General features: G+C 46.7%; 18 protein-coding genes. 2 read left to right on the top strand and 16 right to left on the bottom strand.

Features of this window, described 5'->3' with window-relative positions:
- Positions 1-1088: 1088 nt before the first annotated feature.
- From queA to EOO49_RS15895, 13 genes are all read right to left on the bottom strand, one after another.
- Positions 1089-2138 (bottom strand): tRNA preQ1(34) S-adenosylmethionine ribosyltransferase-isomerase QueA, encoded by a 1050-nt coding sequence (gene queA, locus EOO49_RS15955; protein WP_290847501.1) that lies wholly within the window; start codon positions 2136-2138, stop codon positions 1089-1091.
- A gap of 171 nt (positions 2139-2309) precedes the next feature.
- Positions 2310-3539: a 3-phosphoshikimate 1-carboxyvinyltransferase gene (locus EOO49_RS15950; RefSeq protein ID WP_290847499.1), complete on the bottom strand. Its 1230-nt coding sequence runs from the start codon at positions 3537-3539 to the stop codon at positions 2310-2312.
- A 60-nt stretch (positions 3540-3599) separates the two neighbouring features.
- Positions 3600-3926, bottom strand: a complete 327-nt coding sequence (locus EOO49_RS15945) for a nucleotide pyrophosphohydrolase (protein WP_290847497.1) — start codon at positions 3924-3926, stop codon at positions 3600-3602.
- A gap of 1 nt (position 3927) precedes the next feature.
- Positions 3928-5913, bottom strand: a complete 1986-nt coding sequence (locus EOO49_RS15940; protein WP_290847495.1) for a DUF3857 domain-containing protein — start codon at positions 5911-5913, stop codon at positions 3928-3930.
- Complete coding sequence (locus tag EOO49_RS15935; RefSeq protein ID WP_290847493.1) at positions 5910-7916, bottom strand: DUF3857 domain-containing protein; 2007 nt, start codon at positions 7914-7916, stop codon at positions 5910-5912. The genes EOO49_RS15940 and EOO49_RS15935 overlap by 4 nt, the downstream gene beginning before the upstream one ends.
- A complete protein-coding gene (locus EOO49_RS15930) occupies positions 7913-9925 on the bottom strand; it encodes a DUF3857 domain-containing protein (protein WP_290847491.1) in 2013 nt (670 codons plus the stop codon). Before EOO49_RS15930 ends, EOO49_RS15935 begins: the two co-directional genes overlap by 4 nt.
- 4 nt (positions 9926-9929) lie before the next feature.
- Complete coding sequence (locus tag EOO49_RS15925; RefSeq protein WP_290847489.1) at positions 9930-11846, bottom strand: DUF3857 domain-containing transglutaminase family protein; 1917 nt, start codon at positions 11844-11846, stop codon at positions 9930-9932.
- Between the two features lie 97 nt (positions 11847-11943).
- Entirely contained in the window at positions 11944-12396 is a 453-nt protein-coding gene (gene dtd / locus EOO49_RS15920) for a D-aminoacyl-tRNA deacylase (RefSeq protein ID WP_290847487.1), read from the bottom strand.
- Complete coding sequence (gene rsgA / locus EOO49_RS15915) at positions 12393-13367, bottom strand: ribosome small subunit-dependent GTPase A (protein ID WP_290847486.1); 975 nt, start codon at positions 13365-13367, stop codon at positions 12393-12395. The genes dtd and rsgA overlap by 4 nt, the downstream gene beginning before the upstream one ends.
- A 1016-nt stretch (positions 13368-14383) precedes the next feature.
- Positions 14384-15466: a bifunctional 3-deoxy-7-phosphoheptulonate synthase/chorismate mutase type II gene (locus tag EOO49_RS15910; protein WP_290847484.1), complete on the bottom strand. Its 1083-nt coding sequence runs from the start codon at positions 15464-15466 to the stop codon at positions 14384-14386.
- A 182-nt stretch (positions 15467-15648) separates the two neighbouring features.
- The gene (locus EOO49_RS15905) at positions 15649-16794 is read right to left on the bottom strand and encodes an aminotransferase class I/II-fold pyridoxal phosphate-dependent enzyme (RefSeq protein ID WP_290847482.1); all 1146 of its coding nucleotides are present in this window, start codon (positions 16792-16794) and stop codon (positions 15649-15651) included.
- Positions 16795-17052: 258 nt separating this feature from the next.
- Positions 17053-17883, bottom strand: coding sequence for a prephenate dehydratase (locus EOO49_RS15900; RefSeq protein WP_290847480.1), 831 nt, complete (start codon positions 17881-17883; stop codon positions 17053-17055).
- Between the two features lie 1476 nt (positions 17884-19359).
- Entirely contained in the window at positions 19360-20280 is a 921-nt protein-coding gene (locus EOO49_RS15895; protein WP_290847478.1) for a M20/M25/M40 family metallo-hydrolase, read from the bottom strand.
- A gap of 71 nt (positions 20281-20351) precedes the next feature.
- Here EOO49_RS15895 and gldA point away from each other — a divergent pair, with 71 nt between their 5' ends.
- On the top strand, positions 20352-21251 hold the full coding sequence (gene gldA / locus EOO49_RS15890) for a gliding motility-associated ABC transporter ATP-binding subunit GldA (protein WP_290847476.1): 900 nt from the start codon (positions 20352-20354) through the stop codon (positions 21249-21251).
- Between the two features lie 265 nt (positions 21252-21516).
- Here the strand turns inward: gldA and EOO49_RS15885 are convergent, their stop codons facing one another.
- The gene (locus EOO49_RS15885) at positions 21517-21894 is read right to left on the bottom strand and encodes a transcriptional repressor (protein ID WP_290847474.1); all 378 of its coding nucleotides are present in this window, start codon (positions 21892-21894) and stop codon (positions 21517-21519) included.
- A gap of 80 nt (positions 21895-21974) precedes the next feature.
- Here EOO49_RS15885 and EOO49_RS15880 point away from each other — a divergent pair, with 80 nt between their 5' ends.
- Positions 21975-22883: an NAD(P)/FAD-dependent oxidoreductase gene (locus EOO49_RS15880; RefSeq protein WP_290847472.1), complete on the top strand. Its 909-nt coding sequence runs from the start codon at positions 21975-21977 to the stop codon at positions 22881-22883.
- On the opposite strand, the gene EOO49_RS15875 is transcribed toward EOO49_RS15880, so the two are convergent.
- Together EOO49_RS15875 and EOO49_RS15870 are read right to left on the bottom strand one after the other, a co-directional pair.
- Positions 22884-23456, bottom strand: a complete 573-nt coding sequence (locus EOO49_RS15875; RefSeq protein WP_290847470.1) for a hypothetical protein — start codon at positions 23454-23456, stop codon at positions 22884-22886.
- Between the two features lies 1 nt (position 23457).
- Positions 23458-24201, bottom strand: a complete 744-nt coding sequence (locus EOO49_RS15870) for a head GIN domain-containing protein (RefSeq protein WP_290847468.1) — start codon at positions 24199-24201, stop codon at positions 23458-23460.

Genomic DNA, 24201 nt, shown 5'->3' with positions numbered 1-24201 from the left:
AATGTAAAAGAAACCGGGACGTTTGGAAGCGTTCCGGTTTTTTTTTGAACCATCAAGAACAGTAAGGACGTTAAGGTTCTTTGGAGTTGGGTTGCGGTTTGGAGCGAGTCATTGTTGGCGGTGCGGATGCGCTTGGCGATGATTTTTTTTGAACCATTAAGAACAGTAAGAACGTTAAGGTTGTTTGGAGTTGGGTTTTGGCGGTTTGGAGCGAGTCATTGTTGGCGGTGCGGAATGCGCTTGGCATGGAGTTTTTTTTGAACCATTAAGAACAGTAAGGACGTTAAGGACATTAAGGTTCTTTGGAGTTGGGTTTGCGGTTTGGAGCGAGTCTGGATGGCTGGCGATGCGGATGCGCTTGGCAATGGAATTTTTTTTGAACCATTAAGAACAGTAAGGACGTTAAGGTTCTTTGGAGTTGGGTTCGCGGTTTGGAGCGAGCCTGTGGTTGGCGATGCGTTAGCGAGCCTGTGGTTGGCGATGCGAAGCGAGCCTGAGTTGGCGATGCGTTAGCGAGCCTGAAGTTGGCGCTGCAAAGCGAGCCTGAAGTTGGCGCTGCAAAGCGAGCCTTTCTCGATGCGAAGCATCGCTTAACGATCTTAACGATCTTAACGATCTTAATGGTTTAAAAAAAAACTGCCGCAGTGAGTGACGATGCGTTAGCGAGTCACTTTTTGGCGATGCGGAGCGAGCCTTCTGGATGCGAAGCATCGCTTAATGATCTTAACTACCTTAATTGTTAAAAAAAACTGACGCAGGAGCGGCGATGCGAAGCGAGCCTGAGGTTGGCGATGCGAAGCGAGCCCGAAATAAAATGTGGACAGCATTTGTTCCCCAAGCCAAATTTGCGTTAGGGATGCCGGCATTGTTTGAGCTCTTTTGCCGTCTGGATTTTTCGGTTTAGGCCTAGCGTGGAAGGCAAAAAGCGAGTGCCCGCAGCCCGACGGCGGCTTTTAGGTTTTGTCCCGAAGCAAAAAATTTGTACAGCATCCAAAACTTAAAACCGAAACCGCCGCCGTAACGCCCAAAAAAAATCCCGCTCAAAAGAACGGGATTGTTTACTATCTCAATGTCAATTCTCTATCGTCTTAAAGAATCAACATCGCGTCTCCATAGGAATAGAATTTATAGCCTTCCTTGATCGCCTCATCGTAAGCTTTCTTCATGAGATCGTGGCCGGTAAAAGCCGAAATCATCATCAAAAGCGTCGATTTTGGTGTGTGGAAATTCGTGATCATACAATCTGCGATCGAGAAATCGTATGGCGGAAAAATGAACTTGTTCGTCCATCCGTCATAAGGATTCAAGCTTCTGTTGGACGAAACCGAACTCTCGATGGCGCGCATCGTAGTCGTTCCGACAGCACAAACTCTTTTTCGGTTGCCAATCGCCTTGTTCACGACATCGCAAGCTTCCTGAGTGATTTTCAACTCCTCGGAATCCATTTTGTGTTTCGACAAATCCTCGACCTCAACCGGATTGAAAGTTCCCAAACCAACGTGAAGCGTGACTTCGGCAAAATCGACACCTTTGATCTCAAGACGTTTCAACAAGTGTTTCGAGAAGTGCAGACCAGCCGTCGGAGCAGCCACTGCGCCTTCTTCTTTTGCATAGATAGTCTGGTAACGCTCGGCGTCTTCCGGAACGACTTCGCGGTTGATGTATTTCGGGATTGGCGTTTCACCAAGCTCTGTCAATTTGTTGCGGAACTCGTCATAAGAACCGTCATACAGGAAACGAAGCGTTCTTCCGCGAGATGTCGTGTTGTCGATGACTTCTGCCACCAACGAATCGTCATCGCCGAAATAAAGCTTGTTCCCGATTCTGATCTTTCTCGCCGGATCGACCAAAACGTCCCACAAACGCTGCTCTGAATTGAGTTCGCGAAGCAAGAAAACCTCGATTCTGGCTCCGGTTTTTTCCTTGTTTCCGTAAAGGCGCGCAGGGAAAACTTTGGTATTGTTCAAAATGAGCACATCGCCGTCATCGAAATAGTCGATCAGGTCTTTAAACATTTTGTGCTCGATTGTTTTTTTCTTGCGATCCACGACCATAAGACGTGATTCATCCCTGTTTTCTGCCGGATATTCCGCTAAAAGTTCCTTGGGAAGATTAAAGTTGAAATGTGATAATTTCATTGAAAGGCTTGAAGTTTAAGGATTAAAGTTAGTTATAGGCGCTTAAACTTTCGGATGCAAATATACGTTCCCGAAATAGGGGTTGTCAAGTGTTTTGCGAAGTAATTTCGGAAATGCTTCCAAATTCCGCCCGCGTTCAGAACTTTTCGCCTCTTGATTTGGCCGATACTGTCAATTTTCCTGTCTGAATTCAAATCCGATGGAAAGCAAATCTTCCCAAAAAGTCGGAAAAGACTTCGAAACGACTTGCGCATCGTCAATCGCAAATTCGGTTTTGAGCGCCAGCGGAGCAAACGCCATCGCCATCCTGTGGTCGTTGTAAGTCGCCACATGAACGTCAGAGCCCACAATATCGGACGCATCCAAATGCAAGCTGTCGTCGGTAACGGAAATCTTCGCCCCGAATTTCGAAAGTTCGATCCGCAAAGCTTCGAGCCTGTCGGTTTCCTTGATTTTGAGCGTGTGCAAACCCGTGAGATCGCATGGAATTCCAAGCGCAAAAGCGCTAACGGCGATGGTTTGGGCAATGTCGGGCGTGTTGTTCAATGCAAATTCGAGCTTCGGAAGTTCGATTTCCGTTGATTTGACGATAGCGATTTTGTTGTCCGAAAAAACGGTTTCCACTCCAAACGACTGGTAGATTTCCGCCAAAGCGCTATCGCCTTGCAAGCTGTTTTTTTTGTAGGACGAAAGTTCGATTTTGGTTCCGATGTCAGACAAAGCCACGATCGAGTAAAAATAAGAAGCCGACGACCAATCTGATTCCACAACAATTGATTTCGGCGTTTCGACTTTTGTCGGATGAACCGAAATGACATTTGCGACAAAACTCGTCTCCACGCCAATTTCAGCCAGCAAAGCCAGAGTCATTTCGATATATGGAATCGACGTGATTTTTCCGTCCAAAGTGAGTTCGAGACCGTTTTCCAGACTTGGTGCGATCAACAGCAAAGCCGAAATATATTGGCTGCTTACGCCCGCGTCCAAAGTGACTTTCGACTTCGACAGCTTTTTCCCAACGATTTTCAAAGGCGGAAAACCCTCGTTCTTTTCATACGAAATGTCGGCGCCGAGTTCGCGTAAAGCATCGACCAAAATCTTGATAGGACGTTCCTGCATGCGATTCGAGCCTGTGAGCGTGATCGATTTTCCGTCCTGGATAGCGAAAAATGCCGTGAGAAAACGCATGGCCGTTCCCGCGTGGTGGATGTCGATCGTGTCGGATTGTGACGAAAGCGCCATTTGCATCGCTTCGGAATCATCTGATTCAGAAGTATTTTCGAGCGAAATTTGCCGATACAATGCCTGAAGCAACAACAATCTGTTGGTTTCCGATTTACTCCCGGTCACGGAAAGTTGCGAACTTTTGTTTACCTGCGATTTTTCAAAACATATTCTCATGTCGGCAAAAATAAAAAAGCCACCTGGAAAATGGCGGCTTCTTAAGGATTGGTTGGGTTTTTATTTCAACTTTTCGTTGTTGTGGTGACGGTCGTGGTCGCGTTTGGTTTTCACTTCCATTTTCTTGTCGAATGCGGCCTGAAGGTCGACTCCGGTTTGGTTGGCCAGACAAAGCACGACGAAAACGACATCGGCCAATTCTTCTCCCAAGTCTTTGTTCTTGTCGCTTTCCTTTTCGGATTGTTCGCCGTAACGACGCGCGATGATTCTCGCCACCTCGCCCACTTCTTCGGTGAGTTGCGCCATGTTCGTAAGTTCGTTGAAATAACGCACGCCGTGGTTTTTGATCCAGTTGTCGACGTCGGATTGGGCATTTCTGATATCCATTCTAAACTTTTTTGAATACGATTTTCTGGTGTTGTTTTTTGACCATTTCGGTGTAAAAATCTTTTATGTTCGGATAGAAAGCCGAGTTGACCAACATCGTTCCCGATTCATAGCTCGCACTGATCAGGACGCTGTTTCCCTGGCCTTGTGCCGCGATTTTGAAAGATACGACATTTTGCCCGGTCGTAATATTCACAGATTCAGGGATGGATTCGAGCGCATACCCTTGCGGAAGGTCGACTTTTATGATGTAGCGCAGTTGTCTCGGATACCCGAAAAAAACCGGCATGGAACGTTCCTCAGCCAAAAACGGATTGCTTTGCGTGCCCAGAAACAAAAGCGGATCGACATAAATCTTGTCGCCAATCGCCTCTGCGTGTTTCGAACTCGCAAAATCGAAACTCTCGACCACCGCATCAACCGACCGTTTTTCGTTGGCCACGACGTAATTCTCGATTTGGATGCCTTCGTAATATTTCTCAAGATATTCCAGATACGAATCCTTGCTCATTCCGCCAAAGCGATTCCTGAAATCGAGTCCGGCCAAATCGTTGAACTGCATGCGCGATTTTCCTTTTACCGAACCGTCGGTTGCGACTTGGCACATTATCGAAAAACTCGAGCGTGTCATTTCTGGAGTCGACATCGAAATTTCTTCGGAATTCCCGTTCTGGCGCACCAACCGGCCGTTCCAGTTCAGCGTTTTTGTCGGAAGAATTCCCGGCGTGGCAAACTTGTTAGTGGCGTCGAGCAGGATTCTTTTTCCATCGACTTCGGCCGCGCAAATCACGTAATTGAAAGCGGTTTGGTTCGGAAACGACGCCACGCCGTGACTGACAGTGCTGATCAGAACCGGATGCGAAACGACGCCGGCCATGTTGAGCATGGAAACCAACATTAAATTGATTTCGCCCACATTTCCGCTTTGCGCAATCCACGCTTTTTCTACGCCATCGCTCGTATAATAACCGTTGTCGCCGTTCCAGGTCATGCGATCCTGAACGAACGCATAGACTTTTTTCATGCGTTCCGACTTCGATTCGATGCCGGCAATGAGCGATTTGAGCTGGGAAAGATAATAGTCAGATTTGGCCAGTTGTCCGCCAAAATCGCTGTCTTTGTAAATCGTTTGTACAAGACCTTCCCAGGTTTGGGAAAAGTTCTTCACCGGATGATCCGGAAACTGGATCAGCTCGAGTTCATACGAAATCGCGGTTCTGTAATTGTTCGGATTGTCTACGAAATCCTCGTTCTTGATCGCCGGAAGTTTGGTCGTGCTATGCGTCGTGACCCTCGCCGTATAATTCAAGATTTCCGTTTGTCCGTACTCGTTTTCATAACCTTGACTTCCGCTTTTCGAGTCTTCTTCTGTCTTGATCGGAAAAAATCCCTGACTGACGGCTTTGTATTGGTAATTGACGGGAATTTCGGTTTTGTACTCGGCATATTCCACCGGAATCTCGCGCTGGAATTTGAACGACGGGAAAGTCTGGATGTTCTCGGACTTGAGTTTGTATTTGATCTCGATGATCGATCCGGGTTTCACATCTGGAAAAACAATGGTCGTAGTTTTCCAATATTCGTTCACTTTTTCCTTGAAAACAGCGTTCGACGCCACTTTCGTCTTCTGGACTTTTCCGCCGACGAGATTGTAGGTCGCGGCTTCCTCGACACGAAGTTGTTCCGGGCGCAATTCTTTGTAACCGATGTAGTACGGAATCTCGAGATTGGCCAAAGACAGCCCTTCTTTCTTGTAAACCTTGATTTTCAATTGATATTCGTGTTCCGCCACGAACCTATTTTCTTTGGCCTTGTAGGCGAACGTCGTCCTGGCTTTGCTGAAAATGACTTCGCCCACCGCCGAACTGTCAATTTGATGCGTTTTGCGCTCCAATTCGGCCACGGTGACTTTACCCAATTGCACTTTTTGGGCCTGCGAAAAAACCGCCGAAACGGTCAAGATCAAAAGAGTCAGCAACTTTCTCATATTTTCTTAAGCACTATTTTCTCGTTTTGTTTGTCTGACATCTTTTGATAGAATTCACTCAAGGATTCGTAATGATCGGTCGGAACAATGGCTTCGTTACGGTCGTAATTTATCGCGATCTGGACGCTTTTCTCCTTGGCCTGGATAACGTATTTGAAAGTTCCAAAGTCGTTCGGCATACTCAAACTGAGCACCGAAGGAATGCTTTCCACGACATAACCATCGGGCAAAGCCAGACTGATGTTGAATTTTTCCTGATTCGGAAACACGAAATCCACGGGATAATCGCGGCTTTGTTGCTTGAAAGGATTTGCGCTTGAGAAAAACGCCATAGGGGAAACGTAAATGCGGTCGCCGATGACTTCTACCGAAGCCGTGTGTTCAAAAGCATAAGACTCGCTCACGGGCTTTTCCGCTTCTTTGTCGATTTCGCGTTTGAAGTTGGAAACCGTGCAGCCCGAGTGACTTTTTTCCAACATCTCAAGATAGCTTTCCTCCTTGATTTTGGCGTAAGTCTCGCGATATTCCAACGCATTGTGTTCGAAATATTGGTGTTTGAGCTGTCCGGAGTATTTTCCTGAGGCATCGATCGAGCCCGTGATGTTCACGATTTCACGCGATTTGTTTTTGGGCATGATGTCGATGAGATCAGAACTTCCGTCTGCGCGGATGATGCGTCCGAACCAATTCAGATCGCGCTTCGGAAGCAAATCGAATCCCGCCGACTTATCCGAGGCATCGAGCAAAACCATTTTCCCGTCAATCTCGACACAAGCGATCACGTGGTTGAAAGAAGCCAAACCGGGATAGATCGAAACGCCATTGCTTCGCGTACTGATAAGCACAGGATTGGCCTTGTGGCCCGAGGTGCGCAACATCGCGGTTAATATCAGGTTTATCTCGGCCGTATTTCCAGTCTTTTCCTGATAGGCTTTTTTCACGCCTTTGTCGCAAATGTAGCCGTAAGTGCCGTCCCAATTCATCGCGTTCTTCACGTGGTTGAAAATTTGGGAAACTTTCTGCTGTTCGCTCGCAGCGCCAACCAAGGCCGTATTCATATCGGTCTCAAAAAAACCTTTCTTCGAAAGTTCCTGACCGAAATCGGGATTTTCGTTTATGTTTTTCACGACACTTTCCCAATCGGTCGTGTAGGTCTTGACTTTTCCTTCGCGATCGCGCGTAGACGAAAGCTCGTGCGACAGCGACGACGTGTAGTTGGAGATATTGTTCACATAAGATTCGTCGTTCAGCGCTGGAACGTTCTTCATGACATAATTGGTAACAATGTCTTGGTATTCAATACTGTACACATCGTCTTCCATCAATCCCGTTCGGACATTCTTGACGCGTTCCTTGCCTTCAAAGCGACGCAGGTTCGAACCCGAAGTGACCTGAGGTTTCAAAGAGCCTTTCACGTGTACCTGATAGTCGAAATATTCCGGAATCGCGGTCTGGAATTCGGCGTATTCTACGGGAATCGTCTCCTGGAAAGACCAGTCGGGCATGTTCTGAAAATACGGAGATGTGATCTTGTAAGTGTATTCTATGACCGACCCTTCGCGCACATTTGGCATCACGACTTTCTTGCGAGACCAATGTTTGCTGGATTTCTCCGTAAATTCCCCATCGCTCTTGAGTTTTGATTTCTCGATTTTTCCGTTCACGAGATTATAAGTGACCGCATCATCTATCGCCACTCTTTCGTTTTCCTTTCCGAGGTAAAACGGAATCGAGAAATTCGCCAGATCGTAACCGCCCTTCTTGAAAATCTTGACCCTTTTGGTGCATTTGGTAACCATACTGAAACCGTCAGATTTGGAAAAAACCAACGCGGTTTCGCCTTTTTTGTACAGAACGGCCGCGACGGCGCTTGTATCGGCGGCGTATTGCTTTTGCTGCAATTGCGCGATCGTAACTTTCCCGAGATCCATTTTTTGGGCGGTCAAGCCGAAAGGAAGCGCGACCACAAACAACAGGGCAAGATTGAATTTCATCGTTTTCATATTTTCTTGAGTACTACTTTTTCATTTTGTTTGTCGACCATTTTCTGATAGAAATCGCGCAACATCGGATACGATTGCGTCGGGACGAGCGCCTGGTTGATTTCGTAGTTCACCATGATCTGAAGTTTCGGGCCGTTCGCGGCGATGCTGTATTTGAATGTTCCGAGGCTTTCTTCGGTAGCCAAACTCGTTCCCGTCGGAAGGCTTTCCACTGCATAACCTTCGGGCAAGTCGACCATGACGAGATATTTGCCGCGCGTCGGATACACGAAATCTACCGGATAATCGCGCGTTTCCATCTTGAACGGATTCTCGGCTTCGGCGAAAAACAACAAAGGTGAAAAATACAGCCTGTCCCCAATGATTTCGACGGCGCCGTCTTTTTTGAACGCACAACTTTCAATGAAATCCTTATGGCATTCCTTCTCGTTTTCGCGTTTGTAGTCAGACAATTCGAACTTTCTGAAATCGTTTTCCAGTTCCTCGAGATACGCTTCGTCTTTTTTGCCCACCGATTTCACGCGGTGTTCCAAAGCCTTGTGAGCCGAAAGTTGCCGACGCATCTTGCCTTCGATATTTCCCATCGGATTCACCTTGTAAACCAGCGTCATATTGGAGTTGGCCGCGTCGTTCGGCAACATCGAAACATCTCGGGATTTTCCGTTTTTGTCTACTAATAACCCACGCCAATTCAGGTCGCGCGCGGGCAAAATTCCCGGGCTTGAATAAGGATCGGTCGCGTCAAGCAACACGAGATTCTCTCCTATTTTGACCGAACTCACCACGAAATCGAAGGCCGCGGTCGCCGGAAAAAGCGAAATGCCATGCGAACGCGTCGAAACCAAAACCGGATTGGCATCGAGTCCGGCGAACCTTAGCATCGAGGTCAGCATGAGATTGATCTCGGCCGCATTTCCGGTTTTTTGCTTGAATGCCGACTTCACGCCTTCGTCGCACCAATACGTCTTGCGCCCGTTCCATTTCATGTTGGCCTTGACGAATTCGCAGATCAGCAAAACTTTTTCCTCAGGTTTTTGTGCCGATGCGAGCAAAGGCTTGAGTTGTTCCTCGAAATATCCGGTTTTGGAAAGCTCGCCTCCAAAATCGTCGGACTCGTGGATGTTTCTCGCCACCGCGTCCCAATCGGTCGAATACGTTTTGACCGTCGAATTCGGGAATTTGGTCATCATCAATTCGTGCGAAATGCTGCAAATGTAGTTTCGGAAATTGCCCATGTACTTTTCTTCCTTGAGCGATCTGACGTTTGAAATCCCGTATTTCGAGACATTCTCGACGAATTTCACGTCATATTCGTCATAAGTCGTCTTGGTGACATAACCCTCATCCGAACGGTTTTTGTCAGAAAAATGCACCGAACTCTGACGCGTCGTAGTCTCTATTTCCAGCGGCAAAAATCCTCTTTGGTTGTGACTGAACGTGAAATATTCGGGGATCGTCGTCTTGAATTCAGAATAAACGACAGGAATTTCGGCCTGGAAATACCAATCGGGCAAATTGAAAAGGAAAGGCGATTCGATCGTGTATTCGTATTCGATGATCGAACCTTCTTTCACATTAGGCATCACGGCCTTTTTCTGTCCCCAAAATTTATTTTCCTTGGTGTCGAAAATGCCCTCGCTCTTGAGTTTTGTCTTTTCAACCTGACCGTTGACAAGATTGTAGGTGTAACAATTGTCGAAGCTGATTTTCTCGCGCTTGTTCGAACTTTGGTAGTAAGGCACTTCGATGTTGGCGAATCTATACGCGTCTTTTTGGTAGATTTTTATCCTGCCTTTTACTTTGGTCACGATCTTGAAACCGCCGTCATTCTTGTCGTATTCGAATTTGACGTCTCCGATCTTATACAGATATTCCGCCTCGGCCGACGGTTCGAAATCGCATTTGGTCTTGGTGAAATCGGCAGCGTTCACTTTTTGGATCTCATACTTTTTCTGTGCAAAAGACAGCGCAAAAAGCAGTACAAAAACGATAGTCAGTTTGGTTTTCATAAGGTTAGGTTTTCTTGACCAACACGGCTTTGGCGGCGTCGAATTTGGCAACTTGTTCGCAAAACTGTCGGTAATTTTCATATTCCGTGTTTGGATAAACGCCGTCTTTCATGAGAAAACTGCGCTTGTAGACCAAAGTGTTGGCTGATTTTTTGGTGATTTTCGACTCGTATTCCCCGAATTGCGTCTTGAGATTCGCATCCGATGGAAGCGCCTCGACATCATATCCGTCGGGAATCGTGATCTCGATTTCCTGATCTTCGAAAAATCCGCGTTCCAACTCGAACGGATTCTGTCGGTTGCGGTAGCGTTTGGGAGTATCGGTAAACGGACTGAAAGCATTGACGGCAAACAAAAGGCGATTGCCACTTACATTCGCATAGGCCGGCGTGAACAAATTCACGTTTTCGGTAAATTTCACCGCGTCCTTATCGTTCCTGAAATCGACTTTTTCCAGTTTGAGGCTGTTCAAATGCGAGAATTGTTCCTTGAAATATTTCTCCTGATCTTTGGGCGAAAGGCGTTCGTGCGAGAAAACACCGTCGTAATTTCCGCCCGAACTCATCGTCGAGACCAAACCTGTCATCGCTCCGTCCGAAGTGAGCGAATATTTCCCGATGAGAATCTGGCTGTTGTCTTTCTCGACGAGATTTCCTGTCCTGACGATTTCCCCGCCTTCGGGTTTGATGACCAAAACGTTGCGACCATCGGTGAATGTTCCCTGAAATCCGAAAGGCGCGGTTTGGCTCGTGCATTCCATCCAAACATAATTGTCTTTGTGAGGCATGGCCAAAATCACGTGATCGCCTTGGGGCGAGACGAAATCCGGCAAAAGACCGCGTCGCGATTCGCCTCCTGAATAAACCAAAGTGAAATAGGACGGAATTCCGGCAACGGCCAAAAGCGAGCGAGTGTAGTTCGATAGCGCTTTGCAGTCGCCGTATCCGAGTTTGTCGACATCGGAAGCTTTCATCGGTTTGTAGCCGCCGATGCCAACCTGAATCGACACATAGCGCGTCTTATCCTGAACGTATTGGTAGATTTTTCTTGCGATCTTGAGCTGGTCTTTTTCGTCTCCGACGAGCTGTTTGACCTTGATTTGCGTTTCCGGACTCAATTCATCTGTCCCGACCAAGAGTTTGTCGTAATACCATTTCCCGAAATCTTTCCAGTTCGACGCTTCGCCTTGGACGCCTTCGAGAGAGAATTTGTCGAGTCGAAAATTCACCATCGGACAAACCTTGTAAAACGGCGGACTGTCGGCCTCGCCTTTCAAAGCCGGAATTTTCGTGGCCGTAAACGAGATTTTGCCCGCTTGCTCTTCTTTTTTGATGTCGAACCTGCCTTCGAAATTCAGTTCCTTGTATCCGAAACCCAAATTTGGTGGATAATTGATCTCGATATGATCTTTCTCGGTGCTCACGAAATATCCGCCAAGCGCCGACCAACGCGGCAATTGAGCCGTATTCGTACTCGTGTATTCGCAGTCGAAAACCATCGTGAAAGGATAACCGATTGGCGTATAATCAAGGTAAAGCATCCTGTCGTCGTTGAAAACCGAAAAGCCGTCGCCCAAACTCACATCCCTGAAATCTTTCTTTTTGAAAACCTTGATTTCCTTTCCCATTGCGTCGTAAACGCGGGCTTCGATTTTGGAAATGCGCAACGTCGGACTGTAATATTGCGACGGTCGGGCGTGTCGAAGGCCGTATTCGTTCAAGACCGTACAAGCCGACGAAATTTTGCATGTGACCGAATTCTGTGAATTGATCGTATAAGATTCTTCGCTCGAACGCATCACCGCATTTGCGTTTTCCTTGAGTTCGGCCGGAATGAGCAAAGTCGAATACTCGAGCTTCTGGCCAAAGCCGAAAGTCGAAACCAAACTTAAAGCGAAAAAAAACAGGTAACGTATATCCATAGCAATAAAGCCGCTAGTGCGGCGCGAAAACATTGGGAAATTTTTAACTTTTGTGGTGCGTCAAAAATAGCAGAAAATCACAAACGCGAAAGATAAATTATTCGCGATTTTTGGAATCTATGAGAATCGTGACCGGACCGTCGTTCAACAGCCTGACTTTCATGTCGGTGCCGAATTTTCCGGTTTGGATCTTGCGCCCTGTTTCTATTTGAAGTGCAGAAACGAATCGTTCGTAAAGTGGAATAGCGCTATCTGGCTTTGCAGCTTTTATGTAAGACGGACGATTGCCTTTTTTTGTCGCCGCATGAAGCGTGAACTGGCTTACGACGATAATGTCACCTGAAATTTCCTTTACGGAAAGGTTCATAACGCCGTCGGCATCCGCGAAAATCCGCAGGTTGGAGACTTTTGAACAAAGCCACGAAATGTCTTCTTCCGCGTCGGCTTCCTCAATTCCGACCAAGACCAGAAGTCCGGTTTTGATGTCGGCGACGATTTCTGAGTCGATCGTGACCGATGCTTCCGAGACGCGTTGGACGACGACTCTCATTGCTCTTGTCCGTTTATCGCGCGTTCGTCCTCGAAATCATTGGTTCGGAAGTGTTCGTCCTCGCCTTCGAGAATCTGTATGTAACTTCTGTAACGCGACCAGGCGATCTCGTCTTTTTCCAAAGCGTCTTTCACGGCGCAATTGGGTTCGTCCTTGTGCAGGCAATTGTTGAATTTACAATCTTGTTTTAGCGCGAAAAATTCAGGAAAATAGTCTCCGATTTCTTCTTTTTGCATGTCGATGATACCAAAACCGCGAATTCCCGGCGTGTCGATGATGCTCGCGTCGAACGACAGATCGAACATCTCGGCGAATGTCGTGGTGTGCTGGCCTTGCTGGTGTTGCATCGAGATTTCTTTTGTCTTCAAGTCCAAAGTCGGCTCGACCGCATTCACCAAAGTCGATTTCCCGACGCCAGAATGCCCTGAAAACATGCTCGTTTTTCCCCTCATCATCTCCTTGAGTTTGTCGATTCCCTTGCCTTCCTTGGCCGAAACGCGCAAACAATCATACCCGATTTGGGAATAAACGTGCTGCATGTAAAGTTGTTCGTCAAGCATCGCCTCGTCAAAAGTGTCGATTTTGTTGAATACCAGCACTGCTTTTATGTCGTAAGCTTCGGCCGTGACCAGGAATCTGTCAATGAAACTCGTAGTCGTCGGCGGATTGTTTATCGTCACGATCAGGAAAACCTGGTCGACGTTAGAAGCGATGATGTGGATTTGTTTGGACAGATTTACCGATTTCCTTACAATGTAATTCTCGCGATCGCGGATGTTGGTGATTACGCCGCGAATTTCGTCAGCGCCTTTGTCGAGTTCGTAATCGACGACATCGCCCACCGCGACGGGATTCGTGCTTCGAATGCCGGATATTCGTAGTTTTCCTTTGATTCTGCAATCGAGGAATTTACCCGATTCGGTTTTTATCGTGTACCAGCTTCCTGTGGATTTGTAGACTGTTCCTGTCATGGGGTAAAATTAGGCATTTAAATAATCTTTTTCTAGCTGCGCTGGCTTGGTTTTTTTCCGGCTGCGCCGTGGTGTGTTTTAGCCGGCTGCGCCGTCGTGTTCTAAAGCTGCGCTGTCGTACGCTCTGTACCTGTTTTCGCCGGCTGCGCCGTCGATGCTAATACTTTTTTCGCCGGCTGCGCCGTCGCTTGCTTTGAATTTCTTTCGTCGCCTTCCGCGGGACTACTTTTGCCTGGCCGCAAAAGTAGCAAAAAGGCCTTGCGGCTCGAACCAAAAACGCGACCTGACAGCCTTGAAATTTGGAAAAGAGGCGAACAATTCACTGAACCGCTGACGCCTCTTTTTTCCCAAATTCCAAGACGTCAGGTGCCCGCGTTTTGTGCTTAGGCCGCGGACTAATCGGAAGTGTTCATTTGCTTTTTAGCTTGCTTCGCGGCGCTAAAAATTGTCTCCGCAGGAAAATCTTGGGTTTTGAGAACTTCCCGGTTGTCTTCGTGGCAAAAAACAGATGTGTCTTTGACGGAAACAATCGGTTGGCTCCGCGAGTTCCTTTCATTTCCGAATTTCCAAGGCTGTCAGGTCGCCAAAATCGGTCGTGCCGCGAGCCTTTTTGTTACTTTTGCGGCGAGGCAAACCGAGGAACGAGGTTCACTGAATCCTTAAAAAAACAATAAAAATCAATGAAGTAAAAGTAAGCCCCGCTGGCAGGCGACGAAAGAAATTCAAAGCACGCGACGGCGAAGCCGTCGAAAATAAGCAAAATGAGCGAAGCTCATTTATTTAGGCTTCGAGAGTGAGATAATTTCCGTAAACACAAAAGGAAAACAAAAAGAATAAAGATCGTCTTAGGACAATCCATAGCCCGGATGACGGCAACTAGCCTTTTGCAGAAAAAACCGCATTTTTCTAAGTTTAAAACAGCGACCGCAGGAAGCTCGTTTTAAACCCAAGAAAAACCGGTTTTTGCAAAAAAGCTAGTGCCGGTCAGCCGGAAAAAGCTCAAAAAAAGAAAAAAATCAACTATTGATAACCTTCTCCTGATGCGTAATACTTTCCTGGTGAATCGCCTTGAAAATCTTCAAAACAAAGTCTTCGGTAAGGCCTTTTGACGACCCTTCGGCAATCATTTTGTCGAGGATTTCGTTCCAGCGCTTGTTTTGGAGAATCGCGACATTCTTCTCTTTTTTCAAAGCCCCGATTTCGTCGGCGACCTGCATTCTCTTTCCCAGAATTTCCAGGATTTTCGTGTCGGCTTCGTCGATTTTGGTTCTCAATTTTGCCATTTTGGAATTGAAATCACTTTCTTCGACCGTGAGTTCTCGCGTTTTAAGGTCGATGAACATTTGCTTGAGATTCGTAGGGGTGACTTGTTGGGCCGCGTCGCTCCAGGCATTGTCGGGATCGATATGGGTTTCTATGATCAGTCCGTCGAAGTTCAGGTCGAGCGCTTGTTGGGCGACATCTTTGACCATATCGCGACGTCCGGTGATATGGGACGGATCGTTTATGATAGGCAAATCTGGAAACTTGCTTTGCAGTTCAATAGGCAATTGCCACTCCGGAATGTTTCTGTATTTGGTCTTTTCATACGTCGAAAAACCTCTGTGGATCGCTCCCAGATTGCGGATTCCGGCATTGTACAAACGCTCGATTCCGCCAATCCAAAGCGCCAAATCTGGATTTACCGGATTTTTTACGAGTACGATTTTGTCCGTGCCTTGAAGTGCGTCGGCGATTTCCTGGACAGCGAATGGATTTACCGTAGTACGCGCGCCAATCCACAAAACGTCGATATCATGTTCCAACGCCAATTTCACGTGGGTTGCGTTGGCGACTTCAACGGCCATCGGCAATCCGGTTTCGGCTTTGGCTTTTTGCAGCCATTTGAGTCCGATCGCTCCCACGCCTTCGAATCCGCCCGGACGCGTTCTTGGCTTCCAGATTCCGGCGCGGAAAAAACTTACGTCGGAGTCTTTCAACTCGCGTGCTATCTGCATGACTTGTTCTTCGGTTTCTGCCGAACACGGGCCGGCGATTACGAGTGGATGGCTTAAGTTTAGGGCGTTGAGCCAGTTTCTTAGTGATTTGTCGTTTTCCATTTGTCTTGTTTTTCTGCCACAGAGGCTTTTGATTTTGTATTCTTAGCGCTGATTTTTTTGCCGCGGACACCAAGTCACATAGGCGTTTACACTTTATTTTTTAGCCGAGAATTCGCGAATTTCTGCTGGCGACGAATCTAAATTCGCGCATTCGCGGCTCACGTACTACTTTACATTCGTGGTCACAATCTTGTCAAAACCTCGCGGATTTTTTCCTCGGACAAACAAAGCGAGAATCGGATGTAGCGATTTCCGTTGCTTCCAAAGATTTTTCCCGGCGTGATGAAAACGTGTTTCTGATACAAAAGCTCGTCCACGAAAACTTCCGCATCGGGTATGGAATCTGGTAATTTCGCCCAGACGAACATCCCGACGGCATCTTTGTCGTATGAACATCCGAGTGAATCCGCAAGTTCAAACACCAATTCGCGTCGGCGGCTGTAGCTTTCGTTTTGCTTGGCGAACCAGGATTTGTCTGACTTCAAGGCTTCGATCGCGCCTTTCTGGATGCCGTAAAACATGCCAGAATCCATATTGCTCTTGACTTTGAGAACCGCATCGACCAAGGTTTCGTTTCCGATGACGAACCCGACGCGCCAACCCGACAAATTGAACGTTTTTGAAAGCGAATTCAATTCCAATGCCACGTCTTTCGCACCATCGGCCTCAAAAATAGAGATCGGGTTCTCGTTCAGGACAAAGCTGTATGGGTTGTCGTTCACGAGCAAAATCGAATGCTTTTTTGCGAATGCGACGAGTTTCTCGAACAACTCGAGACTTGCGTTTGCGCCCGTGGGCATGTGCGGATAATTGATCCACATGATTTTCACTTTCGACAGATCCTGTTTTTCCAACGCTGCAAAATCGGGCTGCCAGTTCGTTTCTTGGGTCAGATCGTAAAATTTCGGGATTGCGCCGACCAGATTTGTCACCGAAGTATAGGTAGGATAACCGGGATTCGGGATCAGCACTTCATCGCCCTCGTTCAAAAAAGCGAGCGAAATGTGCATGATTCCTTCCTTTGAACCCATAAGCGGCAGGATTTCCGAATTGGGATCGGCGGCGACGCGAAACTGGTTCCGGTAGAAATCGGCAATCGCTTTTCGCAACTCGGGCAAACCTTGATAGCTCTGGTATTGGTGCGCTCCGGCATCTTGTAACGCGTTTTGGATCGCGGCGATGACTTCATCCGAAGGCAAAAGATCAGGACTTCCGATTCCCATGTTTATCACCGGATTTCCTTTCGAAATCAACTCCCGAACCTCGCGCAGTTTCTGAGAGAAATAATATTCTTCGACGGTGTTTAGTCTATTTGCTACTCGTATCATTGTTAAAACTTCAACATTCGTTATTCGTTATTCGTTGTTCGTTATTCGTTATTCGTTGTTCGTTATTCGTTGTTCGTTGTTCGTTATTCGTTGTTCGTTATTCGTTATTCGTTGTTCAATATTGGTTGTTCTTTTCGTTCGCACGCCGTTTTTCTTGCCATCCACTCTTCGAAATTACTTGTTCGTTATTCTGAAATCGTCTGTCTATTTTTCGAATATCGAACAACGATTAACGGACAAGTAATTTCGAAGTTTGGATTACCGAATTCCAGCCTTGTATTCGCCAAGCACTTTAAAATGCGTGGTCATGAGTTCTAAAATCTTTTTGGCTTTTTCGTAATGCTTGTACTTTTCGAAAACCACATCGACGAAAAACGAATATTGGAAAGGCGTTTCGATGATCGGCATCGATTGGATTTTGGTCAGGTTCAATTTGGAACTTGTCATCATATTCAAGACCGATGCAAGTGCGCCAGGCGTATCGTCGAGTTCAAACTTGATCGAAGCTTTGTCGATTTCTTCTTTCGGAAGCACTTTGTTCTGGGTTTTGACGATCACGAAACGTGTCATGTTGCTTTTTACAGTGTGGATTCCGGCGGCCAGGACTTCGAGTCCGTACATTGGCGCGGCTTTTGGTCCGGCGACGGCACCGATTCCCGTGAGTTTCTGTTCCTTGATCCTTTGGGCGGTTTCGGCCGTATCGCCGCTTTCTACCAATTTGATGTGCGGATACTCGGCAAAGAAAACTCCGCATTGCAACAGCGCGATAGGATGCGAATGCACTTCCTTGATATCGGCTATCGTTTGCCCCGGAAGCACCATCAGGTTCATGTGGATGTTCAGGTAATGCTCGCCGATGATGTGCAGATCGTTCTTGTCTATCAGCGCGTAATTCGGGATAATCGAACCCGCAATCGAATTTTCGAGCGCCATGACGCCTTTGTGGGCGCGATTTTCCTTGAGCGAACGAACCAAAGCCTCGAATGACATGCACTCGTCCAGCGCACTTTCGCCAAAGTATTCGCCCGCAACCTGATGGTGGAAAGAACCTTTTATGCCTTGAATCGCTATCGTTAAATCTGTTTCCATTTGTGAACTTGAAATTGTGCCAAAAAAAAATCCCGACTTGTGGTCGGGATCGTATCGTTTTCTGAATTAATAATAACCTAGAGCAACTACACAGCAATCCCGATCTCCTTGCGGAAATAATAAAAATTGCTAAAATAAAACCAGTTGTTCTGCATTTGTGTATTTGCTTCGGTGGCTAAAGTAGAAAAAAAACTTTCCTTGCCCAAGGTGTTTTGAAATTTTTGTGAAAATCGGAAAAAACTACGGGGAGAATTCCAAATTCCAAATTCCATCCCGATAGCTATCGGGACAAAATCCCAAATCCCAAATCCCAAATCTGGATCTGAAACTTTCCCAAAGCTTCGCTTTGCTCTGTTGGCGTTAGATGGGCGGGTATAAATTTTATCGAACGAATTACTGTAAACCGACGAAATTATCTCTAAGAATGAGAACTGACATAAATCACGAGGCACACTTTTAACAAATTTTACAGATTTTCTGTAATGGAAAAATCGGCGTTTTTTGTATGGATAACACTCGCCCTTTCCCCTTAGAAAGCAAAGTTAGGAGTTCCTGCAATATGTCTATTACAGAAAATCTGTAGTTTTTGTTAAATGGGTGGCAATGCAAATTTCAAACCTAAAATTCTAACCCTGGCGCGAATCTTCACGACGAATCGACAAAAAATCTGTCCGATAAGAGAAATGCTACGCGTCTAAAAATCGTGTGTTCTGTTAGAATCTTTGAATCCGCAGCCAGAATTCTTCAAGCCACAAATTTACTGTCGTTAGAATACTCGGTTCTTGCACCAATAGTAGAAGTCAAGGTATTTCGAAAAATTACCTGATTTGAGTCTGGATTTTGTATTCGCTTTGGGTCGCGTTAGGGATTTGAGGCGTTATCCTTTTTCAAGGGCGGCGCAGCGAGCCCGCAAAGATAAAGCCGGAAGCCCGGCGCCGGCAAGGGAGTGATCGAGGTGGGATTTTGAACCGGCGCAACGCCATTGGAAAATCCAAATTCCAAATCTCAAATTCCAAGTCCCAAAATCCCAAAATCCCAAACTTTCCCAAAGCTTCGCTTTGCTCAGTTGGCGTTAGATGGCAGGTATAAATTTTATCGAGCGGATTTCTGTAAACAGACGAAATTATCTCCAAGAATGAGAACTGACATAAATCACGAGGCACACTTTTAACAAATTTTACAGATTTTCTGTAATGGAAAAATCGGCGTTTTTTGTAGGGATAACACTCGCCCTTTCCCCTTAGAAAGCAAAGTTCGGAGATCCTGCAATATGTCGATTACAGAAAATCTGTAGTTTTTGTTAAATGTAGGTGGCAATGCAAATTTCAACAATCTATCGAACAGCAATCGGTAAGGTAAAACAAAAAAGTCCGGATAATTAGCTCGGAATTTTTTTGATTTCCATTTTGGACTCGAGGCAAACCAAGGGTTTAAGCCAAGTTTTCACGATCCGGCTTGGGATTTGGAATTCCCTGCCTACTTTTTCCTCACGCGACCAGGCGTTTCCTTCCCGCTAATTATACTTTGTGAGCTGATTGCGATCGACTTGATGATTTCGGTCATGTTCGCCATATCGAGTGTCGCGACTTCGTCGGAAAGCTTGTGGTAGTTCTTTTCGTCGTCCATCTTGGAGGTGGAAATCGTATGCGCCGGAACGCCTAGCGCCGCCAATGTCGCGTTGTCCGAGCGATAGAACAATTGCATTTCCGGATAAGGATCGGGTTCGAACTTGAATTTGCTGCCTTCGAGATTCTTTTGCAGGATTTTTCCGAAGTCGGACTTTTCGTAACCTGTGATGTAAGCCGAATTCTTGCCCCATTTGCTTTCAGTGCCGATCATCTCGATGTTGAACATCGCCACAACTTTGTCCGGATCGATGTTCTTCGAGAAATGCCGCGATCCGAAACCGCCGATTTCTTCACCGGTAAAAGCCACGAAAATCAAAGTGCGTTCGTTTCCGCCTTTTTTCTTGAAATAGTCGGCCAAAGCGATTACCGCCGTTACGCCCGAAGCATCGTCGTTCGCGCCGTTATAGATTTTGTCGGAACCCGAAGTTTCCATTCCCAAGTGATCGTAATGGGCTGAAAAAACCACGAATTCATCCGGTTTCGATTTTCCCGGAAGTATGCCGATTACGTTGTTCGCCGATTTCCCCTTGACGGAAAAGTCCTGTCGGAAGGACTTGAGTTCGCCGTAAAATTTGAGGTCGATCCTGGCGAATTCCGATTCGATGAATTTGGACGCGATTTCGATTCCGGGCTCGAAAATTTGTCGGCCTTGCATCTCGTCGGACGCCAATTTGGTTTCGATGCGCGTCACTTCGGCTTGACCGATATCGGCTTTCTGGGCAATGGATAAGAAAGAGACCAAAAGCAGCGGCCACAAAACTTTTTTCATAGATTCACGTTTAGAGTCCTAAATATACTTGAAAACAATTAAAGGTTTACATTTGCCGTAAATATCAGAATATGTCCATCGAAGTCAGCAATATCACCAAAATGTACGGCAACCAAAAGGCGCTTGACAATGTTTCCTTTTCGATAAAAAAGGGTGAAATCGTAGGTTTTTTGGGTCCGAATGGCGCCGGAAAATCGACTTTGATGAAAATCCTGACCACTTATATCAATGCCGATTCCGGTTCGGCTGCGGTGAACGGACACGACGTTTCTACTGACGAAAAATCGGTGCAGAAATCGGTTGGCTATTTGCCCGAACACAATCCGCTTTACCTCGATTTGTATGTTCGCGAATATTTGGGCTTTAACGCCGATGTCTACAAAGTGAGCAAAAACCGAATCGAGGAAGTGATCGAATTGACTGGTCTGACGCCCGAATCCCACAAAAAAATCGGACAGCTTTCGAAAGGATATCGTCAACGCGTCGGTCTGGCCAACGCACTTTTGCACAATCCCGAAGTCTTGATCCTGGACGAACCGACAACCGGACTCGATCCGAACCAATTGGTCGAGATCAGGAGCGTGATCAAAAACGCCGGAAAGGACAAAACGGTTTTCCTATCGACGCACATCATGCAGGAAGTCGAGGCGATTTGCGACCGCGTAATCATCATCGACCACGGCCAGATCAAAGCCGACAACCGCCTCGAGAAAATCAAGGAAGTGACGCAACAAGTCGTCGAAGTCGAATTTGGACAGGCTGTTTCACAGGAAATCATCGACCGCATCCCGAATTTGACTTACTCGAAAAACGTGTCGGGCAATATTTGGGAATTGACGTTCAGTTCTGACGAAGACATGCGTGCAAAACTATTCGAATTCGTGCAGCAAAACGATTTGAAAACACTTCAGATTTCCCAAAAGAACCGCGACCTGGAAACGGTCTTCCGGGAAATGACGCGCAAAAAATAACTACCGCCAACCAAAAAACCGCACTGGTACAATTAAGTCCAGCGCGGCGAATTGAAGCACCAAAGTGGTTGGTGCCAACGCTCAATCCTTTTTGGTAAGAACGTGTGGTAAGGTAGGCGAACCGAAAGCGCAGCAACCACAAAAACTGTTTTTGTGACCTAATTGGGAAGAAGTGACGCCATTCGGCTTATTTGTAGGAATTTAGACGGTTAGATAAGACTGAGATTTGTAGTTTTTCTCTGATTTTTCGCCGCGATTTCAACTCTCAAGTACTGCATTTTGCACAAACGCCAGATATGACGCCGTTAAAGTTCGTAGGTTGATAACCTGATGGAAGTTTCAGTGAAACCTCAGAGCCGAGACATTCCATCGTGCCGCATTCCAGGCAACGGAAATGGAAGTGGTTGTGTTGGTGTTTGTTTTCGCCGCAGTTCACACAAACGGCAAAATACTGTTTTCCGTCGTCGCCGACGATTTTGTGTAAAACGCCATCGTCCGAAAAACTGTTCAGCACGCGATAAATCGTGGCGCGATCTACCGAATCTCCTAACTTTTCGTGCAAGCTTTCCTGACTCACGGCATGTTTTACCGACTTGATCGAATCGAGAATCAGTTGCTTCGACTTGGTGTTTCGCTTGTTCATTCCACAAAAATAAAAATAATTAATGCGACTTTATCGCAATAAAGAGTTAATTCGTAAGTTTGTTTTCTAAACCCTCGATCATGTCCCAACCGAAATTCTTCGACGCCATACTAATCGGTGGCAGTTACGCCGGACTTTCCGCGGCGATGGCACTTGGCCGTTCTCTCCGTAATGTACTCGTAATCGACAGCGGAACGCCTTGCAACAAGCAAACGCCACATTCACACAATTTCCTCACGCAAGACGGAAAATCGCCGGCCGAGATCGCCAGAATCGCCAAAGATCAGGTTTTGGAATACGACACGATCGAATTCGTTTCGGCGCTTGCGACCGAGGCCAGAATCGCGCATTGCGGCTTCGAGGTCAAGACTTGGGACGGCGAAATCTTCGCAGGGAAAAAACTTTTGTTCGCCTCTGGAATCGAGGATATTTTACCGGAGATCGAAAGCGCGGCAGACTGTTGGGGAATCTCGCTCATCCATTGTCCGTATTGCCACGGCTACGAATTCAGGAACGGGAAAACGGGGATTTTGGCCAATGGGGAAACGGCGTTCGAAATGGCGCGACTGCTCTCGAACTGGACAAAAGACTTGACCGTTTTTACGGATGGCGAATCGGAAATCACATCGGAAAAACTTGCGAAACTGAACACCAAAGGCATTTCCATAGTCGAAAATCCGATAGCGAAAATATTGAACGAATCGGGCAAAATGAGTGGCGTGATTTTATCCGATGGGAAAGAAATCGAGATTGAGGCGATATACACGCGTCCGGCGTTTGTGCAACAATCGGATATCCCGAAAACGATCGGTTGTGAGTTCCAGATTTCGGGTCACATCAAGGTCGATGCTTTCCAGAAAACCTCAGTTGACGGCATTTTCGCGGCCGGAGACAATTGTTTCCAGATGCGATCGCTATCGAATTCGGTCTTTGCCGGAAGTCTCGCCGGAGCGATGATCAACAAGGAATTGATCGAGGAAAGTTTCTGATCATTTGAACGTGAGCGAGTGAAAAGCCGCGTCCATCAAATCGGAATGCTTTACCTTGTCGTTGCTCATGAACGTGACGATAACGTCGGCGGTGTCGATTTTGTGCAGATAAACCGCCTGACCGAATTTCCAGCCTTTGCCGAACTCGCAATTGAACGCGAAAAAACTCGATCCGCCCCAATCTGCATTGAATTCTTTTTTGACGGCTTTTGTTGGGAATGACCCGATTTCAGGCTCGTTTCCGCCTGTCATATTGAGTCCGTTCGACATATTTATCCCAATGTAGAGTTTGTTGGGATCGATCATCGTCTCGTTTGGATTGTCTTTCGATTTTCGGTAGTGTTCCAAAAGCGGTTTCATCGGGAAAATCGAATACCGCACTTCCATCGATTTATCGGCATTCACGATCGCGAACGAGTATTGCAGATCGCCGTTTGCCTTGACTGGCGTGGCTTTGTAGCCTATCGGCATTTCAAATTTCAAGCCCGATTCGTCCAATTGTTTCTGGAATTCCTTCGGAAGTTGGGCTTGCGACAAAATCGGAAGCAGCAAAAAGAACAGCAGTTTTTTCATGTCAGAAATCATAAATGACTCGTCCTGACCAATGACGATTGACGTTCACGGTCGCAGGTTGTGATTTGCAGATGACGTTTCCGGTGGAATAAATGGCGCCCGAAAGCGAAGTCACCGCGTGGAGTATCATGTCGTTCGAACCGCGCTGGAAAATTTGGATGTCGTCCGCGATCAGGTTTTCGGCTTCGAGTCGTCCGATTCCGTCATAAAAATTGTACAACGCCTGATTGGTTTGTCCGCTAAGGTAAAAGCCCGAAACGTGGTTCGATTCGACGACCAATTGATTGTTGTCGACTTGAATGTGGAAATCCCCGGTTCCGACACCATCGAAAAAATCCATCGAAAAAAGGCGCAAAATCGGAAAGTGCAACACGCCGTCCGAAATAATATCTTTGTTTGTGTTTGAATACAATTCCTCGAGATTTGGCGCGGTCACGAAAACTTTGGTACGATTGTACGAACGCACGAGATTGCAGCCCGAATCGTCTTTCAAAGTCAACATATCGCCCTCAATCTTTACCGAGACATCGTCGATTATATTTTCTCCCGATTGAATCGAGAGCGAATAGTCCGAACCTTCGCTCACGATGAGTTCGATTCCCGGAAACACCGAAATTTTGGTGAAAGGCGTTTGGGAAACGTCGATTTGTCGGGTCACGATTTCGCCCGTGCTTTTGAAACAAGAATCGGATGCGCCGCAACCTGCGAGCAACAAAATGACGAACAATGCTAGGAGTTTTTTCAT

The organism is Flavobacterium sp., from assembly GCF_004295795.1.
Taxonomy (GTDB): domain Bacteria; phylum Bacteroidota; class Bacteroidia; order Flavobacteriales; family Flavobacteriaceae; genus Flavobacterium.
The sequence above is the reverse complement of the archived record's forward strand: the minus strand, read 5'-3'. Positions and strand labels throughout refer to the sequence as shown.

Bases quoted from the DNA above. Each gene is read 5' to 3' on its own strand.
- queA (WP_290847501.1), bottom strand. From the start codon at position 2,138: ATGAAATTATCACATTTCAACTTTAATCTTCCCAAGGAACTTTTAGCG.
- EOO49_RS15950 (WP_290847499.1), bottom strand. From the start codon at position 3,539: ATGAGAATATGTTTTGAAAAATCGCAGGTAAACAAAAGTTCGCAACTT.
- EOO49_RS15945 (WP_290847497.1), bottom strand. From the start codon at position 3,926: ATGGATATCAGAAATGCCCAATCCGACGTCGACAACTGGATCAAAAAC.
- EOO49_RS15940 (WP_290847495.1), bottom strand. From the start codon at position 5,913: ATGAGAAAGTTGCTGACTCTTTTGATCTTGACCGTTTCGGCGGTTTTT.
- EOO49_RS15935 (WP_290847493.1), bottom strand. From the start codon at position 7,916: ATGAAAACGATGAAATTCAATCTTGCCCTGTTGTTTGTGGTCGCGCTT.
- EOO49_RS15930 (WP_290847491.1), bottom strand. From the start codon at position 9,925: ATGAAAACCAAACTGACTATCGTTTTTGTACTGCTTTTTGCGCTGTCT.
- EOO49_RS15925 (WP_290847489.1), bottom strand. From the start codon at position 11,846: ATGGATATACGTTACCTGTTTTTTTTCGCTTTAAGTTTGGTTTCGACT.
- dtd (WP_290847487.1), bottom strand. From the start codon at position 12,396: ATGAGAGTCGTCGTCCAACGCGTCTCGGAAGCATCGGTCACGATCGAC.
- rsgA (WP_290847486.1), bottom strand. From the start codon at position 13,367: ATGACAGGAACAGTCTACAAATCCACAGGAAGCTGGTACACGATAAAA.
- EOO49_RS15910 (WP_290847484.1), bottom strand. From the start codon at position 15,466: ATGGAAAACGACAAATCACTAAGAAACTGGCTCAACGCCCTAAACTTA.
- EOO49_RS15905 (WP_290847482.1), bottom strand. From the start codon at position 16,794: ATGATACGAGTAGCAAATAGACTAAACACCGTCGAAGAATATTATTTC.
- EOO49_RS15900 (WP_290847480.1), bottom strand. From the start codon at position 17,883: ATGGAAACAGATTTAACGATAGCGATTCAAGGCATAAAAGGTTCTTTC.
- EOO49_RS15895 (WP_290847478.1), bottom strand. From the start codon at position 20,280: ATGAAAAAAGTTTTGTGGCCGCTGCTTTTGGTCTCTTTCTTATCCATT.
- gldA (WP_290847476.1), top strand. From the start codon at position 20,352: ATGTCCATCGAAGTCAGCAATATCACCAAAATGTACGGCAACCAAAAG.
- EOO49_RS15885 (WP_290847474.1), bottom strand. From the start codon at position 21,894: ATGAACAAGCGAAACACCAAGTCGAAGCAACTGATTCTCGATTCGATC.
- EOO49_RS15880 (WP_290847472.1), top strand. From the start codon at position 21,975: ATGTCCCAACCGAAATTCTTCGACGCCATACTAATCGGTGGCAGTTAC.
- EOO49_RS15875 (WP_290847470.1), bottom strand. From the start codon at position 23,456: ATGAAAAAACTGCTGTTCTTTTTGCTGCTTCCGATTTTGTCGCAAGCC.
- EOO49_RS15870 (WP_290847468.1), bottom strand. From the start codon at position 24,201: ATGAAAAAACTCCTAGCATTGTTCGTCATTTTGTTGCTCGCAGGTTGC.